The sequence below is a fragment of the Amycolatopsis sp. WAC 04182 genome, from assembly GCF_003947465.1.
Lineage (GTDB): Bacteria > Actinomycetota > Actinomycetes > Mycobacteriales > Pseudonocardiaceae > Amycolatopsis.
Map to the genome: position 1 here is coordinate 291,079 of NZ_QHJJ01000002.1, position 15,652 is coordinate 306,730.

General features: G+C 69.3%; 14 protein-coding genes. 5 read left to right on the plus strand and 9 right to left on the minus strand.

The features are described 5' to 3' along the window. Positions 1-70: 70 nt before the first annotated feature. Positions 71-1,633 (minus strand): deoxyguanosinetriphosphate triphosphohydrolase family protein, encoded by a 1,563-nt coding sequence (locus DMH01_RS08520; protein WP_125674890.1) that lies wholly within the window; start codon positions 1,631-1,633, stop codon positions 71-73. A 43-nt stretch (positions 1,634-1,676) separates the two neighbouring features. Here DMH01_RS08520 and DMH01_RS08525 point away from each other — a divergent pair, with 43 nt between their 5' ends. Both DMH01_RS08525 and DMH01_RS08530 read left to right on the plus strand, forming a co-directional pair. Next, positions 1,677-2,804, plus strand: a complete 1,128-nt coding sequence (locus tag DMH01_RS08525) for a lycopene cyclase family protein (protein ID WP_125674892.1) — start codon at positions 1,677-1,679, stop codon at positions 2,802-2,804. Positions 2,805-2,876: 72 nt separating this feature from the next. Beyond that, on the plus strand, positions 2,877-4,562 hold the full coding sequence (locus tag DMH01_RS08530; protein WP_125674893.1) for a GGDEF domain-containing protein: 1,686 nt from the start codon (positions 2,877-2,879) through the stop codon (positions 4,560-4,562). A 34-nt stretch (positions 4,563-4,596) separates the two neighbouring features. Here DMH01_RS08530 and DMH01_RS08535 read toward each other — a convergent pair whose 3' ends face one another. The 3 genes from DMH01_RS08535 to DMH01_RS08545 are packed head-to-tail and all read right to left on the minus strand — an operon-like array spanning position 4,597 to position 7,716. Continuing rightward, positions 4,597-5,757 carry a sulfotransferase gene (locus tag DMH01_RS08535; RefSeq protein WP_125674895.1) on the minus strand — a complete coding sequence of 387 codons (1,161 nt, stop codon included), beginning with the start codon at positions 5,755-5,757 and terminating at the stop codon, positions 4,597-4,599. Between the two features lie 10 nt (positions 5,758-5,767). After that, entirely contained in the window at positions 5,768-6,550 is a 783-nt protein-coding gene (locus DMH01_RS08540) for an SDR family oxidoreductase (protein WP_125674897.1), read from the minus strand. Next, the gene (locus DMH01_RS08545) at positions 6,547-7,716 is read right to left on the minus strand and encodes a DUF1214 domain-containing protein (protein WP_199745411.1); all 1,170 of its coding nucleotides are present in this window, start codon (positions 7,714-7,716) and stop codon (positions 6,547-6,549) included. The genes DMH01_RS08540 and DMH01_RS08545 overlap by 4 nt, the downstream gene beginning before the upstream one ends. A gap of 87 nt (positions 7,717-7,803) precedes the next feature. Between DMH01_RS08545 and DMH01_RS08550 the strand changes: the two genes are divergently transcribed. Then, positions 7,804-8,682: an IclR family transcriptional regulator gene (locus DMH01_RS08550; RefSeq protein ID WP_125674901.1), complete on the plus strand. Its 879-nt coding sequence runs from the start codon at positions 7,804-7,806 to the stop codon at positions 8,680-8,682. Positions 8,683-8,742: 60 nt separating this feature from the next. On the opposite strand, the gene DMH01_RS08555 is transcribed toward DMH01_RS08550, so the two are convergent. Beyond that, the gene (locus tag DMH01_RS08555) at positions 8,743-9,210 is read right to left on the minus strand and encodes a nuclear transport factor 2 family protein (protein WP_125674903.1); all 468 of its coding nucleotides are present in this window, start codon (positions 9,208-9,210) and stop codon (positions 8,743-8,745) included. Between the two features lie 77 nt (positions 9,211-9,287). Between DMH01_RS08555 and cysD the strand changes: the two genes are divergently transcribed. Both cysD and cysC read left to right on the plus strand, forming a co-directional pair. After that, positions 9,288-10,196 (plus strand): sulfate adenylyltransferase subunit CysD, encoded by a 909-nt coding sequence (cysD, locus tag DMH01_RS08560; protein ID WP_125674905.1) that lies wholly within the window; start codon positions 9,288-9,290, stop codon positions 10,194-10,196. Then, complete coding sequence (gene cysC, locus DMH01_RS08565) at positions 10,196-12,022, plus strand: adenylyl-sulfate kinase (RefSeq protein WP_125674907.1); 1,827 nt, start codon at positions 10,196-10,198, stop codon at positions 12,020-12,022. Before cysD ends, cysC begins: the two co-directional genes overlap by 1 nt. A 73-nt stretch (positions 12,023-12,095) precedes the next feature. Here cysC and DMH01_RS08570 read toward each other — a convergent pair whose 3' ends face one another. Genes DMH01_RS08570 through DMH01_RS08585 form a run of 4 tightly spaced genes read right to left on the minus strand, consistent with a single transcriptional unit; the run spans position 12,096 to position 15,610 of the window. Further along, positions 12,096-13,133 carry a serine hydrolase gene (locus DMH01_RS08570; RefSeq protein WP_125674909.1) on the minus strand — a complete coding sequence of 346 codons (1,038 nt, stop codon included), beginning with the start codon at positions 13,131-13,133 and terminating at the stop codon, positions 12,096-12,098. Between the two features lie 18 nt (positions 13,134-13,151). Continuing rightward, entirely contained in the window at positions 13,152-13,805 is a 654-nt protein-coding gene (locus DMH01_RS08575) for a response regulator transcription factor (protein ID WP_125676621.1), read from the minus strand. Then, positions 13,802-15,031 carry a sensor histidine kinase gene (locus DMH01_RS08580; protein WP_125674911.1) on the minus strand — a complete coding sequence of 410 codons (1,230 nt, stop codon included), beginning with the start codon at positions 15,029-15,031 and terminating at the stop codon, positions 13,802-13,804. The genes DMH01_RS08575 and DMH01_RS08580 overlap by 4 nt, the downstream gene beginning before the upstream one ends. A 9-nt stretch (positions 15,032-15,040) precedes the next feature. Then, complete coding sequence (locus DMH01_RS08585; RefSeq protein ID WP_125674913.1) at positions 15,041-15,610, minus strand: TetR/AcrR family transcriptional regulator; 570 nt, start codon at positions 15,608-15,610, stop codon at positions 15,041-15,043. Between the last annotated feature and the right edge of the window lie 42 nt (positions 15,611-15,652).

The window sequence follows — 15,652 nt, forward strand, 5'->3', positions numbered from 1 at the left end:
TCGGGTGACGTCGGATGGAGATTTTCCGGATTCGGCCGCAGACCGTGGGCCGTTCAGGGTAATCGCGTCGTCACAGGACGAACGAGTCCGACCAGGGCTGCGAAGCGCGGCCCGACAAGCCGTCCAAAAGGGTCACCGCCTGCTTGTCCGTCAACGATGCCACGAAGTCGACGACCGCCCGCCCGCGCGCCAGACCGCGCACGGCGTCGGCACCGGTGACCGGCTCCCCGGTCGCTCCGATGAGCAGTTCCGGCGACGTCCGCGCGAGCGCGGAGAACTCGGACTGCGCCAGTTCCACCAAGTCGTGCAGCCGTCGCGGGAGCCGGTAGAACTCGTCGCGGTCGAGCAGCCACGCGTCGAGCGCGTCGACCAGCGTGGTCACCAGGCTCGCCTGTCCGCGTTGGTGCAGCGCGAGTTCCGGGCGCAGCAGCACGAACCGGCGGTGCACGAATTTCAGCACCTGGACCTCGTGCCATTGGGCGGGACGCAGCGTGAGATGCCCTGTCCGGGTCGAAGGCGAGGCCACCACCTGAACGCCGTCGACGAGCCGCGCGGTCCACTTCGAGGAGAAGGCGGCGGTGGCCTGTTCGGCCTCGATGGAACCGTCGAAGCCGGTGGCGAGCAGGCCGTCGACGAGTTCGGCGCGGACACGGGCGACGGCACTGGTGAAGGCGTCGTCGTCGACGATCCAGCCGTCCTTGGCGTGCATCCGGCGGCGCAGCCGTTCCAGCGAACGGCCCGGCAGCCGCCGTTCCGCGGTCAAGGTCGCCTCGTCCAGTCCGGCCAGTTCCAGCGCGTGGTCGACCCAGCCGGAGAACTCGGCGGCGACCGGCGCGTGCTGCAGGACACCGATCCGGTGGAAGTCCTGAAGGTCGTGGATGGCGTAGGCGATGTCGTCGGCGGTGTCCATCACGGACGCTTCGACGGTCTGCTGCCAGGGTTCGATCCGGCCGTCGAACGGGGCACGCGCCTGGGCGAAGTCGTCGAGTTCGGTGCTGTAGGCGGAGAACTTGCTCGCGCCGGTGCCGGGGGCGTCGGCGGGTTCGGCCGCCCCGCGCGGCTGGACGGGCATCGACGTCGGATGCGGGTCGGGCACGTGCAACCGCGCCCACGGGTACTTCAGCACCGCGGCGCGCACCGCCGTCGTGAGGTCGAGCCCGGAGGCGGACGGGCCGCGCACGTCGGTGGTCGTGATGATCCGGAACGACTGCGCGTTGCCTTCGAAACCGTCGGCGAGGCCGAAGCGGTGGCGGGCGATCCGGTCCAGGGTCTGCTCGCCGAGGTGCCCGAACGGCGGATGTCCCAGATCGTGCGCGAGCGAGGCGGCCTCGGCGACGTCCGGATCGCAGCCGCCCAGTTTCGCAGCGAGTTCGGCGGAATCGCTGCTCGCGTTGATCCGCTCGGCGATGGCGCGCGCGACCTGCGCGACCTTGAGGCTGTGCGTGAGCCGGTTGTGCAGCAGCCCGGCGCCCCCGGCGCTGACGACCTGGGTCACGCCGCCGAGCCGGGCGAAGAACGGCGAAGCGGCGATCCGGTCCCGGTCGATCCGGAACGGGCTCGTGGCGAGGTCGCTGAACCCGGCGTTCGCGCTCTCCGGATCGCGCCGCCACGCCCTCGGGTCCGTCTGTTCCATGCGTCACACGGTATCTGTCGGGGCTTTGAGAGACACTGCCCAGGTGGCGGACGTGGTGATCGCGGGCGGCGGCCCGGCCGGACGAGCGCTCGCGCGTGCCTGCGCGCGGCGCGGCCTGGAAACGACCCTCGTCGACCCGGCGCCTGGCCGACGCTGGCGGGCGACCTACGGGTCCTTCGCCGACGAACTGCCCTCGCTTCCGGAGAGCGCCGTCGCGTGCACGCCTTCGACCACGCTCGCCTTCGGGACCAGGCCGCACGTCCTGGATCGGCGCTACCTGGTGCTGGACAACGCAGGTCTGCGCACGTGGCTCGACGGTGGTTACGACGTCGTCGCCGGGACGGTGTCCGGTGTGGACCACGGCGGACAGGGTTCGTCAGTGCGCCTCGAAGACGGACGAATCCTCGCGACCGGCCTGTACGTCGACGCGTCCGGTGTCCGCTTGCGAGGCGACCGGTACGAACAGACCGCGTTCGGCGCCGTCCTCCCAGCCGAAGACGCGCTGCGACTGGTGGACGATCCGGACACCGCCGTGTTCATGGACTGGAGGGAGACCGAGTCCGGGTTCCTGTACGTCCTGCCGCTCGGCGACGGCACCGTCCTGGTCGAGGAGACCTCGCTGGCACGCAGGCCCGGCCTGCCGCTCGACGTCCTGGCGGCGCGGTTGCGAGCCCGGCTGAAGGCCGTCGGGCTGACGTCGCGCGGGCGCGAAGAACGCGTCCGGATCGTGCTCGACGCGCCGATCCCGCAACGCGGCCGGACCGTGCCGTTCGGGACCGCCGCCGCCCTGGTGCATCCGGCGACCGGGTACAGCGTCGCGACGGCGATCCGGCTCGCGGATCCGGTGGCCGACGCCGTCGTCCGGGCCTGGGATCGAGGTCCCGCCGCGGCGGCGTCGGCGGCGCACCGGGCGCTGTGGCCGTCCCCGGCACGCGCCGTGCACGGGTTGCGGCGGCACGGGCTGCGGGCGCTGTGCGGAATGCCTGCCGAAGTGGTCCCGGTGTTCTTCGATCTGTTCTTCACGCTGCCCACCGGGCTCCAGCGGGCATTCACCAGCGGTCGCGAAGATGTTTCGGGTAACACCGAAGCGATGTCGGCACTTTTCCGGATGTCACCATGGACAGTAAGAAAACACCTGATCGGGTGGCGTGCGTTACGCCGTTCTAGGTAACCCAGGTGCCTTCGCGATGAACATCAGTTGACACGTATTTCGTTTCCCGCCGCCAGCGGAGAACATGCGCTTGTGACGTTGCAGATCGCTGTCCGCTTCGCTTACCAGCCGTTGTACAGCCTGCACACCGGTGGCGTCGTCGCGTTCGAAGCACTGGCACGGCCAGGCCGCGGCACCGCCCACGAACTGCTCGCCGACGCCCGGCGCAGCGGCAGGCTGGCCGAGGTCGACGTCGGCCTGGCCGCCGAGGCCGTCCGGCAGCTGCGTGAACCGCAGGCCGCCCTCCCCCTGCACCTGAACCTGTCCGCCCGGACCGTGGCGGCACCGCCCGCCCACTTCGACCCGCTGACCGAGGCGCTCAGCCTGGCGGGCCGCCGGACCAGGGACGTCGTGCTGGAGATCGGGCCGCCGTTCACGCAGATCCCCGCCGACCTGCTGCTCACCGGGATGCGACGGCTCACCGACCTCGGGTTCCGGCTCGCGCTCGACGGCCTCGGCCGCGGCGACCTCCCGCTCACGCTGCTCGCTTCGGCGCCCGTCGACCTGGTGAAACTGGACCGCAGCGTGCTGCGCGGCCTGCCACACGACCCGGCCGCCGTCGCGGTCGTCGAGGCGGTGCTCCACTTCGCGTCGCGCACCGACAACCGCCTGGTCGCGACCGGGCTCGAGACCACCGAGCAGTTGGAATCCGCTCGGCGGCTCGGGGTGCGGATCGCGCAGGGCAACCTGCTCGCCCCGCCGGACGGCGACCACGCGCCGTTACCCGCGCCGGACGCGCCGGGGCCGTTCATCCCCGGCACCGCCCGCGCGCGCCGCGTCGGCGACTTCCTCCGGCCCGCGACCACGCTGCCGGAAGACGCGACCTGCGACGACGTGCGCGAGGTGCTGGCCGCCGCCGACGGACCGAGCGGCATCGTCGGCATCGACGACCGGCACCGTCCACAGTGGTCGATCGACCGGACCCGGTTCCTGGTCGCGGTCACCGGGTTGTACGGCCACGCCCTGCACGCCAAACGGCCGGCGTCGCGGCTCGCGGACCGGCCGCACACGATCCACGCCGACGCGAGCGCGCTCGAATTCCTCGAACTGGTCACCGACGCGGACTGGGGCCGGACCGGGGACGACGTCGTGGTGGTCGACGATCGTGGCCGGTGCGTCGGCGTGGTGCTGGTGAACGAGGTCGTCCGCGGGGTCGCCGAGGCGAAGGTCGAAGAGGCGGTCTCGCTGAGCCCGTTGACCCGCCTGCCCGGCAGCGACGCCGTCGCCAGGGACGTCGACCGCCGGATCAACGCGCGGGAGCCGTTCGTCGCGGCCTGGCTGGACGTCGACTCGTTCAAGACGGTCAACGACACCGCCGGGTTCGCCGCGGGCGACGACCTGATCCGCACGCTCGGCCGGACCCTCACCGACCTGGAGGCGCGGCTGCGCCGGATGCGCGTCAGCCATGTCGGCGGGGACGACTTCCTGATCGCCTGCGACGTCGACGAGATCGGCACGGTCGCCGCCGCGCTGCTGGACACGGCGTGGTCGGCCGACGGGCTGCCGGTGACGGTTTCGCTGGCGACCCTGGTGTGCGGGCACGGAGCGATCGGGTCCTACAAGGACGCTTCCCGGCTCCTGGCACCGCTGAAGAAACGCGCCAAGGAGGTCCCCGGCTCGAGCTGGGTGCTCGGGCGGCCGGGCTCGGACCGCGTCGAGGTCCTGCGAGGGATCACGACGCGCGGCCTGCCTTCCCAGCGCGCGGCCGCCGGCTTCTGACCCCCGTCGCGTTTAGTCCTCTGAATGCGGGAGTTCAGAGGGCGTAGGCGGCGCGGTAGGCCGAGAAGCGTTCGTCGACCTCGCCGGCGGTGAGCCCGAAGTCAGCGAGGTCGTACCGGTGCACGGGTTTCCTTTCCCCGGAACGGCTTTCGGTGTGCACGACGGTCATCGCGTCCCGGGCTGCGTCGCTCAACGGCAGCCCGAAATGCCGGTAGACGCCTTCGACCGTACCGATCGGGTCGGCGACGAAATCCTCGTACCGGACATCGCAGAACTGCGCCGGATCGTGCCGTTTCCTTGCCTCCAGAGACTTTTCCGCACCGCGCGCCCAGAGGTCCAGCTGGCTGCGGCCGATCACGTCGCCGCGGAAGACGTCGGACCAGCCCTCCGAAGCCTGCTCGTTCAAGCTGCACACCGACGCGACGATCGTGCTCGGCGCGCGATGGGTCTGGACGATCAGCGCGTCGGGGTACACCTCCAGCAGCGCGTCGAGCGCGAAGAGATGGCTCGGGTTCTTGAGCACCCACCGGCGCCCGGCGTCCGGCAGGCCGATGAGCTGCAGGTTGCGCCGGTGTCTGCGATAGGCGTCGGTCCAGCTTTGCCCGTCCAGCCACCGCGAGTACGACGGCACGTGCGCGAGGCATTCGTAGGACACCGATTTCAGCGACTGCCGCAGGAGCTGCCAGCATTCCTCGACCTGGTCGGCGGACATGTGGTGCAGGCCCATGAATTCGGGATGTTCGACGTGGTGTTTCTCGTAACCCGCCTGTATTCCTTGGAAGACCGGGTTCTCCGCCCAGGTCTCGCGGGGCGGACGTGGTTGCGGCACTTCGGTCAGCCAGACTTCCAGGCCCTGGTGCGCCGGATCTTCGGTGAGCAGCCGGTGCAGTGCCGTGGTCCCGGTGCGAGGCAGGCCGGTGACGAAGATCGGGCGCTCGACGGGAACGTCGGCGTACTCCGGATTCTGCTTCCACGAGGCCTCGCTCAACGACCTCGCCACCAGTGCGCCGCGCAGGAACGCGCGATGGATCTTGTTGCCGTACGGGGTCAGGCCCGCCTCGCCGGCGTACGAATCCAGCAGCACGCGGAGGCCGTCGAGATGGTCGTCACCGCCGAAGTCGTCCAGCCCGGTGAGTTTTGCCGCCGACGCGTGCAGATCCTCCACGGTGCCAACGTTTTCCCGCCCTGGCAGCATGTTCTTCCCTTCAGTGGTGGTATTCGCCGGCGTTGACGTCGAGACACTGACCGGTGACGCACCGGGCGAGCGACGAGGCCAGGAACACGACGGTGTCGGCGATCTCGTCCGGTTCCGGCAGGCGGCGCAGGTCGATCGTCTCCGCCGTTTCGGCGTACACCTGCTCCGGCGGCACCCCGCGTTCCTTGGCCAGATAAGCGAAATACCACTTCAGCGAGTCCGCCCAGATGTAGCCCGGCGCCACGGAATTGACCCGGATCCCCCGCGGCCCGAGTTCCGAGGCAAGGCTCTGCGCGAGCGCGAGCAGGCTCGCTTTCGCCATCTTGTACGCGCCGAACGTCCGCCGGGAATGCCGCAGCACGGCCGAATTGATCATCACCACCGAACCGCCGCTCTCGGCGAGCGAAGGAGTGAACAGGCGAGTGAGCCGAAGCGCGGCGAGCACGTTGGTTTCGAAGCCCGCTCGCACGTCGGCGAGGTCGACGTCGGCGAGATCCATGATCGGCGGGATCGCGAAAGCGTTGTTCACCAAGGCGTCCACCCGGCCGAACGCCTTCACCGCGGCCTCGGTGAGGTTCGCCGCCGAAGCGTCGTCGGTGATGTCGGTGGGCACGGCGACCGCGCGGCGGCCGAGCGCGTCGACCTCCTTGGCGACCTCGGCGAGCCGGGATTCGGTACGGGCCGCGAGGACGACGTCGGCACCCGCCGCGGCACAGCGCACGGCGATCGACCTGCCGAGCCCCGGGCCGACCCCGGAGACCACGATCACCTTGTCCCGCAACAGATCCGTCATCCCAGCATCCTCGCCGCGACGGCCTTCTGGCGGGCCGAGATCCGGTCCGCCCATTCCCGCGGGGTCACGCGCGCCTCGTCGTGGAACGGCAACCGGTCGGCGAGTTCACCGAACTTCACCACCTCGACCTCGGGACCGTCGGTCTTGTCCAGCGCGCGGGACAGGCGCTGCCAGCGGATCTGGACGTACCCGCGGTCGTGCCCGGTGCGTTCGAGCCAGTTCGCCAGACCGGGATCGCGTTCGCTGATCACGAAGCGGATCTTGCCGTCCGGATCGACGCGCGCCTGGTCGGCGGTGAGGCTCGTCTGATGGTTGATGTAGTCCAGCGAGAGATACCAGACGCTGCCGAGCTGGATGCCCTGGTACGGCGCGTCCGACCGCGGCACCGTCACGATCATGACCTCTTCGTCGCCGAGTTCATAGTGCCCGGCCGAGGAGTACTGGGTGGTCAGGCCGCCCGGCGTGGGCCGCGGCTCGGTCATCGTGTTCACCGGCAGGTTCAGATAGAACCATTTCGGGAAGGCGAGGAAGGTGCGGAGCCTGCTCAGTAGGATCTTGCCGGTCACGCCGTAGCGTTTGGCCAGCCCGTCGCGGGTGAGCGGCGCGGGCGCGCCACCCGCGGTGTCGGCGCACTGGATCTGGATGGTGCCGCGCCGTTCGGTGGCCCAGTCGCTGTAGACCTCGCGCACCACGAGCATCGACGAACCCGGGCCGAGGACGAAATAGTTCGGTCCCGGGTCGGGTGTCGCCGGTCCGAAGCGGAGTTCGAACGAGCCGTCCTCGGCGATCTCGATCTCGCGGTCGTCGAACGCGGCGAGACTGTCCGGTACCTCGACGGGCGAATAGTCGCCGTTGAGGACCTGGAAACTGACGTCGGCCGTGCTCCCCCGCGTCCCGGTGACGACGTATTCGCGGTCCTCGCGGATGTTCGCGTTGAAGTACAGCGTGTCCGGGTTGTCCAGGCCCATCTTCGTGTACGGCCCGGTGGACTGGGTGAAGAACGGATAGTCCCGTTCGTAGGCCCACGCCATCTGCAGGGACGCGCGGATACTGCCGGCGAGGTAGTCGTACCCCTCCACCAGGTCCTGTTCGGTCCGGATGTGCGGCGCCTCCGCGATGACCTTCTCGGCTTCGACGATCGCGTCCGCGAACGGTTGAGTGAGCACCGGCGACTCCTCATACTGGTACAAATACGTACCGACTTGGTACGTTCTTCGCGCCATCAGACTAGAACGCGTTCTAAGGATGGGTCAATGACCCGACGCTCACCGCCCACCGAGCGAGTCGTGCGGCTGCTCGACTTCTTCGCCGCGCATCCAGGCCGTCGCTTCGGCCTGTCGGAGCTCGCCCGCGAGCTGGACCTGGCCAAACCGACCTGTCTCGGCATCGTCACGGAGCTGACGGCGGGCGGTTACCTGGTCCGGGACCCGCAGCCGGTCACGTACCGGCTCGGACCGGCGGTGGTCGCCGCCGGCCGCGTCGCGAGCGAAGGATTCGGCGCGAGCGAGGTCGCGCGCCGGCATCTGGAGGAGCTGAGCAGGCGATACGGCGCGACATGCACCGCGTCGGCCGTGGTCGGCGACCGGATCCTGATGTTGCAGAGCGCCGGTCCCGGCCGGATCAAACTGGGCGAGACCTATCCGTTCGCGCCACCGGTCGGCCTGATGTACGTGCTGTGGGATTCCGACGCGGCGTTCGACGCATGGCTCACCAAACCCCCGACCGTGCCGGTGCGGCTGGACGAAGCGCATCTGCGTCGCGTCGTCGCCGAATGCCGGGAGCACGGCTACCTGGTGGAGAGCCTCACTTCTGCGGGGCGGCGGCTCTACGCGCTGATGGCGGGCGTCGGCGCGGAGGAACTTCCGCCGGAAGTGCGCGGGCTGGTGGGGGAACTCGTCTCAAGTCTCGGCGAGCGCGTCTACCTCGGTGCCGATCTGGAGCCGCGCCGCAAGCACGCGGTGAGCCTGCTCGCCGCGCCGACTTTCGACGCTTCGGGGCGGCAGGAGCTGGTGCTCACCCTTTCGGTCGGCGAACCGATCACCGGTGCCGAGATCGCGCGGCGGGGCGCGGCACTGGTCGCGACCGCCGACGCCGTCACCACCGAATCCGGCGGCCGCCACCCCCGCGTTTAGTCCTCTGAATGCGGTAGCTGCACGCGCAAGGACCGCATTCAGAGGACTAAACGCAGGAGTTCAGGAAGACCAGCGGTTCGCGGTCAGCTTGAGGCTCGGCACGTCGTCCATCGACATCATCGTCTCGTACAGCCGGTCGTACTGGGTCGACGCGGTCAGCCACACGCCGTCCACCCGCCGATACGTGTCCTCGTAGTACGCCGCGCCCTCGATGAGCACCCGGTGTTCGGGCACGATCACCTTGTCCCGCATCAGCCACGTGCCCGTCGCGGTGTCGCCGTCGACGTCGATCTCCGGCTGCCCGGCGAAGTGCACCGTCGTGATGCCGGGGCCGACCGCGTTCCGGAAGAACTCGACGATCGCTTCACGGCCTTCGAAGGTCAGCGGCTTGCCGTACGAAGGCGTGCCGTAGCGCGCGTGCGCGTCGACGGTCAGGGTCTCGGCCATCTCGTCCCACAGCTTGAGGTCGAGGCAGCGGAGGTAGCGGGCTTTGAGGCGACGGATCTCTTCGAGCGCGACCAGGTCCATGCCGACAGCGTCCCCCAGCCCTTGACCAAGCACAAGAACTTGTTCTACTTTTCTGATCTCGAACCACGGAGGTCACGATGGCGTCCCCGGCATACGAGCTCACCCATCTCGAAGCACTGGAAGCCGAAGCCGTGCACATCTTCCGCGAGGTAGCGGCGACCTTCGAACGACCGGCCCTGCTCTTCTCCGGCGGCAAGGACTCGATGGTCATGCTCCACGTGGCGGCCAAGGCGTTCTGGCCGTCGCCGCCACCGTTCCCGGTGATGCACGTCGACACCGGGCACAACTTCGACGAGGTCATCGAGTTCCGTGACCGCACCGTCGACAGGTACGGGCTCAGGCTCGTCGTCGCCAGCGTCCAGGACGACATCGACGCGGGCCGGGTCGTCGAAGACCCGAAGGCCGGCCGCAACCGTCTCCAGACCGCGGCCTTGCTGCGGGGAATCCGCGAGCATTCCTTCGACGCGGTCTTCGGCGGAGCGCGGCGCGACGAAGAAAAAGCCCGCGCGAAGGAGCGCGTGTTCAGCTTCCGCGACGAGTTCGGCCAATGGGACCCGCGCAATCAGCGGCCGGAGCTCTGGGACCTCTACAACGGCAGGCACCGCAAGGGCGAGCACATCCGCGTCTTCCCGCTGTCGAACTGGACCGAACTCGACATCTGGCAGTACATCGAAGCCGAAAACGTCGACCTGCCGTCGATCTACTACTCGCACCGGCGCCCGGTCGTCCAGCGGGACGGCATGCTGCTCGCACACACCCGCTTCCTCACCCTGAACGAAGGTGAAAGTCCTTACCAGGCAACGGTTCGCTTTCGGACCGTCGGCGACGCGACCTGCACCGGCTGCGTCGAGTCGACGGCGACTTCGCCGAGTGAAGTGGTCGCCGAGGTCGCGGTCAGCAGGCTCACCGAACGCGGCGCGACCCGCGCCGACGACCGGATCTCCGAGGCGGGCATGGAAGACCGGAAGAAGGAAGGCTACTTCTGATGAGCGCTTCGCTGGTCCGCCTCGCGACCGCGGGCAGTGTCGACGACGGGAAGTCGACCCTGATCGGCCGTCTGCTGTTCGATGCGAAGACGGTGTTCACCGACCAGCTCGAAGCCATCGAACGCGTCAGCCGCGACCGCGGCGAGGCGTACCCGAATCTCGCGCTGCTGACCGACGGTCTCCGCGCGGAACGCGAACAAGGCATCACCATCGACGTCGCCCATAGGTATTTCGCCACCCCCAAACGGAAGTTCATCATCGCCGACACGCCGGGGCACGTCCAGTACACCCGGAACATGGTCACGGGCGCGTCCACCGCGGATCTCGCGCTGATCCTGATCGACGCCCGCAAAGGCGTGCTCGAACAGTCGCGGCGGCACGCGTTCCTGGCCAGCCTCCTGGGAATCCCGCATCTGGTGCTGTGCGTCAACAAGATGGACCTGGTCGGCTGGTCTCAGGAACGCTTCGAGGAGATCCGTGAGGAGTTCCGCCGCTTCGCCATGAAACTCCAGGTGCACGATCTCACCTTCGTGCCGATGTCGGCGCTGCACGGCGACAACGTCGTGCACCGGGGCGCCAGTATGCCTTGGTATGAAGGGACTTCCCTGCTGCATCACCTCGAACAAGTGCATGTCGCGTCGGATCGCAACCTCATCGATGCGCGATTCCCCGTGCAGTACGTGATCCGGGAGCACAGCCGCGACTTCCGGGGCTACGCGGGCACCATCGCGGGCGGGGTGTTCAAACCCGGCGACGAGGTCGTCGTGCTGCCCTCCGGCTTCACCACGACGGTGCGCGCGATCTGGGGACCCGGCGGCACCACGATCACCGAAGCCTTCGCCTCGCAGGCCGTCACGATCGAGCTCACCGACGACCTAGACCTCGGTCGCGGCGACTTGATCTGCCGCCCCGGCAACCGTCCTCACACCAGCAGGGACGTTGACGCGATGGTGTGCTGGTTCTCCGAACAAGGAGCTTTGAAAGCAGGGAACAATTACGTCGTGCGGCACACCACCAGGGAGACCAAGGCCGAGATCCGCGACCTGGACTACCGGCTGGACGTCACCACCCTGCACCGCGACGAGACCGCGGAGTCGTTGTCACTCAACGAAATCGGCCGGATCCGGCTGCGCGCACGACAGCCGCTGCTGTTCGATTCCTACCGCCGCAACCGCTCCACCGGCGGCTTTCTCCTCGTCGACGAGCATTCCGGGGCGACGGTCGCGGCGGGCATGATCACCGGTCCGAGCGTGACCGCGTCGAACGTCGTCTGGCACACCGCCGCGGTCAGCCGGGCGGAACGGGCGACCCGCGGCCTCACCGTCTGGCTCACCGGGCTTTCCGCGTCCGGGAAGTCGAGTGTGGCCGTGGAACTGGAGCGGCGGCTGGTGGCGTCCGGCAGGCCCGCGTACCTGCTGGACGGCGACAACCTCCGGCACGGGCTGAACGGGAATCTCGGCTTCAGCCCCGCCGATCGCGCCGAGAACGTCCGCCGCGTCGCCGAGGTCGCGAAGCTGTTCGCCGACGCCGGTGTGGTCTCGGTGGTCTCCCTGATCAGCCCGTACCGGGCCGACCGCGAACTCGCCCGCGCCGCGCACGAGGCGGCCGGGCTGCCGTTCCTCGAAGTCTTCGTCGACACGCCGCTCGAAGTCTGCGAAGACCGCGATCCCAAGGGGATGTACGCGAAGGCACGGGCGGGTGAGATCAGCGGGTTCACCGGGGTCGACGCGCCCTACGAGCAGCCGGAGAGCCCGGATCTGGTGCTGCGCCCCGAAAACGGGGATCCCGCCGCGATGGCCGCACTGATCGTCGCCGCCCTGGAATAGCTGAAGGGCGCTTCCCCCGCATCACATGCAGGGAAAGCGCCCTTCGCCGCGTCCTATGCGGGGAAAGCGTCCTTCAGCCGCCGTTGGTCGCCCGATACGGAGCGGCCGCGTACGTGCGCGCGGTGGCGGCAGTCAGCTTCTCGACCGAGCGGAACATCGTCTTCCCGAGCTTCGCCCGCGCCTTCAGCGCCGGATGCGTCGCTGCGTAGTCATCCTTGTTCACCGCGGGATCGCCCGCGAACTCACCGGAGGCGAACAGCGAATAGGTCAGGATCGGCTTGCCGTCCGCGCTGAACATCACCCCGGCCTCGTTGCGGCCGTCGTTGAACCAGCCCGCCTTCGTGGCGACGCGCAGCCGCTCGGCCGAGGTCAGCCCGAGCCGCACGCCGTCGGTGAACGCGCTCAGCGAGCGCAGGATGTTCAGCAGGTACTCGGTGGACTTCGCCGAGAGCAGTGTCCCGCCGACCAGTTTCCGCAGCAGCGTATGCGTTTCGGCCGGAGTCGTCTTGCCGAGGAAGAAGCGGTTCGGGTTCGCCACCGGAACGACCTGGGTGTGCACGAATCCCTTGCCGCGCAGGATCTCGTTGAGCTCCGCGGCCGGGCAGACCAGCCCGCACAGGCGGACGGCGGTGTTGTCGGACAGCGTCAGCAGCGCCGCCATCGCGTGCCCGAGCGTCACCGAACTCGGGTACGCGCCGTCGAGGGCGAAGATACCGTCGGTGTCCTTGATGACGATGTCGGCCGTGACGTCGACGCGCTGGTCCAAAGTGAGCAGCCCGCGGTCGATCTTGTCGAGCACCGCGGTGGCGACGGCGATCTTGTTGACGCTGTACGCCTCGACGACCTCGTCGGCCCGCTCGGAGACGGCGGGCACCAGGTTCCCGGCGGAATCCGCGACGCTGACGTAGGACGACCAGGTGCCGCCCGCCTTCGCGGTTTCCCGGGCGTACACCTGGGAAATCCGGCGTGCGGCGGTCGAGGCGTCGGCGGCGGGAGTGTCTGATTCGGACTCTTCGGCGGCCTGAGCGACCTGCGCCGTCCCGAGCACAGCGCCCGCGGCGGCGACCGTGCCCAGCCCCAGCAGGCGACGGCGATTGACGTTGGTGTCCACTCCGGAACCCTACCGCGTTCAGCCCGCCGGTGTGACGAATCCGGTGTCGTAGGCCTTGATCACCGCTTGCGTCCGGTCCCGCGCGCCGAGTTTCGCGAGCACGTTCCCGACGTGCGTCTTGACCGTCTGCACGCCGAGGTACAGCTCGCCCGCGATCTCCACATTGGACAGTCCACCCGCCATCAGCCGCAGCACCTCGCTCTCGCGTTCGGTGAGCCCGGCGCCGGCGAGGCCGTCCTGCGGACCCCGGTTCGCCTGCTGCGCGGCCAGCCGCCGGATCGCGGCCGGGAACAGCAGCGACTCCCCCGCCGCCACCGTCCGGATCGCCGCGACGATCTCCTCGGGCCGCGCCCGCTTCAGCAGGAAGCCGCTCGCGCCGGCGAGCAGGGCGTCGTAGACGTAGTCGTCGTTTTCGAAGGTGGTCACCACGATCACCTTCGGCGGGTTGTCCATAGTGGACATCAGATGCGTGGTCGCGCGGATGCCGTCGACCGAGGGCATCCGGACGTCCATCAGCACGACGTCGGGCCGGAACCGTGAGACCAGTCCCGGCACTTCGGCGCCGTCGGACGCTTCGCCCACGACCTCCAGGTCGGGCTCGGAGGCGACGATCGCCCGCAGCCCCGCCCGGATGAGCTGTTCGTCGTCGACCAGCAGCACCCCGATGCTCATCGCCGTTTCCCCCATGGCACCGCCACCTCGACCTTCCAGAATCCGTCCGCACGGCCCGCGGTGATCGTGCCTCCGAGCACTTCCACCCGTTCCGTCATTCCCCGCAGCCCCCGGCCGCCCCCGTCGCGCGACGGCGACGCGGCGCCGAGCGGGTTGGACACCCGCAGGCGCAACAGCTCCGTTCCGGCGTCGACGAGGACCGTCACCGGAACCTTACCGGCGTGCCGCAGCGCGTTCGTCAGGCATTCCTGCAAGATCCGGTACGCCTCACGGGAGACGACCGGCGGCACCGAGGACGGTTCACCCCGCACCTCCGCCGCCACCTCGGCGCCCGCCAGCCGGGTCGCTTCGACCAGCGCGGGCAGCTCCGCCAGGCCCGATTGCGGCGTCCGCGACGACGCCTCGTCACGCAGCAGTCCGAGCACGTGATCCAGGTCGTCCAGTGCGGCGCGCGCGGAGTCCTCGATGGCGGTGAGCGCCTGCTCGGTGAAATCGGGATCCGACCTCAGCGTCCGGCGCGCGGCCCCGGCCTGGATGGTCACGACGCTCAGCGCGTGCCCGACTGAGTCGTGCAGTTCGCGCGCGAGCCGGTTGCGTTCGGCGAGTTGCTCGGTGCGCTTCTCCAGCTGGGCGATCCGCTCCGCGGCCGAGACCCCCAGCAGGCTCTTGGCGCAGCGGGTCAGCACCGCGCCCGCTCCCCATACGACGTAGGCCAGCGCGACGACGCCGAGCAGGAATGCCAGCGGGATCCACGCGCTCGCCCAGCCCTTCGGCACCTCGATCGGGTCCTCGGTGGACAGTGCGATCCGGCCGGTGAAGGGAGCCGCGATCGTGAACCCGAACGCGACCGGGACGGCCAGGCTCACCAGGCTGACGACGCAGCCGGTGCTCACGTGCAGCAGGAACATCGCGGTCGACCGCAGCCGGACGGGCCAGCTCGACGCGGGCCCGAACGTCACGCCGGGCACGGGATCGTCCAGGAGTTCCCGCACGGCCGCGCCCTCCAGCACCCGGACGGCGGGAATGAACGACGACGCGACCATCACCAGGACGACGGTGATCAGCGCGATGGCGATGCCGCGATCCACCGTCACGACGAGGGGAAGCAACGACGGCACCACGATGGCGGCGAAGAGGATGTACGGCACGCTCAGCGCGCCGCCGAGGATGAAGTACACCCACCGGCGGTAGGTCGCCCGGTCGACGAGCGGGCCGAAAAATCGCATGCGCTCTTTCTAGCGGGTGCCGGCCGTACGCGGATCCCGCATCAGTATCTCCGCGATCTCCCTCGCGAGGGTGACCCGATGCGCGTCCCCGTCGATCCCGGTATGCGCGACAGCGCCCTCGACGAGGAGGAAGAGCTGCTCCGCGAGCCTTTCCGGATCGTCCGCGCCCGGGGCGTCCTCACGGAGGAGTTCGGCGAATTTCGCCCGTACCGCCGCCTTGTGCCGCCGGATCACGTCGAGTCCGGGATGCCCCGCGGGCAGCTCGGCCGCCGCGTTGAGGAACGCGCACCCCCGGTCACTCCCGAGCCGGGGGTGGTCGATGTAGGCGTCGAAGACCACGAGCGCCCGAGGCCGATCGGCTTCGGCCAGCCGCTCTTCGAGATACGCCCACCAGACGTCGTGCCGACGTCGTAAGTACGCGACGGTGAGCTCCGTCTTCGACCCGAAGCACGCATACAGGGTCTTCTTCGTGACGCCCGCGGCTTCGGCCACGGCCGCCACGCCCACCGCGTTGAGGCCCTCTCGGTAGAAGAGCTCACTCGCGGCGGTCAGGACGCGCTCGCCGGCTGGGGTCAGCATGGGTCCGAGTATACCGATCGGTTGACCTGCGCGCGAAATGCG

Excerpts from the sequence above, each read along its gene's own strand:
- DMH01_RS08520 (WP_125674890.1), bottom strand. The coding sequence starts at position 1,633 with ATGGAACAGACGGACCCGAGGGCGTGGCGGCGCGATCCGGAGAGCGCG.
- DMH01_RS08535 (WP_125674895.1), bottom strand. The coding sequence starts at position 5,757 with ATGCTGCCAGGGCGGGAAAACGTTGGCACCGTGGAGGATCTGCACGCG.
- DMH01_RS08540 (WP_125674897.1), bottom strand. The coding sequence starts at position 6,550 with ATGACGGATCTGTTGCGGGACAAGGTGATCGTGGTCTCCGGGGTCGGC.
- DMH01_RS08550 (WP_125674901.1), top strand. The coding sequence starts at position 7,804 with ATGACCCGACGCTCACCGCCCACCGAGCGAGTCGTGCGGCTGCTCGAC.
- DMH01_RS08555 (WP_125674903.1), bottom strand. The coding sequence starts at position 9,210 with ATGGACCTGGTCGCGCTCGAAGAGATCCGTCGCCTCAAAGCCCGCTAC.
- cysD (WP_125674905.1), top strand. The coding sequence starts at position 9,288 with ATGGCGTCCCCGGCATACGAGCTCACCCATCTCGAAGCACTGGAAGCC.
- cysC (WP_125674907.1), top strand. The coding sequence starts at position 10,196 with ATGAGCGCTTCGCTGGTCCGCCTCGCGACCGCGGGCAGTGTCGACGAC.
- DMH01_RS08575 (WP_125676621.1), bottom strand. The coding sequence starts at position 13,805 with ATGAGCATCGGGGTGCTGCTGGTCGACGACGAACAGCTCATCCGGGCG.
- DMH01_RS08580 (WP_125674911.1), bottom strand. The coding sequence starts at position 15,031 with ATGCGATTTTTCGGCCCGCTCGTCGACCGGGCGACCTACCGCCGGTGG.
- DMH01_RS08585 (WP_125674913.1), bottom strand. The coding sequence starts at position 15,610 with ATGCTGACCCCAGCCGGCGAGCGCGTCCTGACCGCCGCGAGTGAGCTC.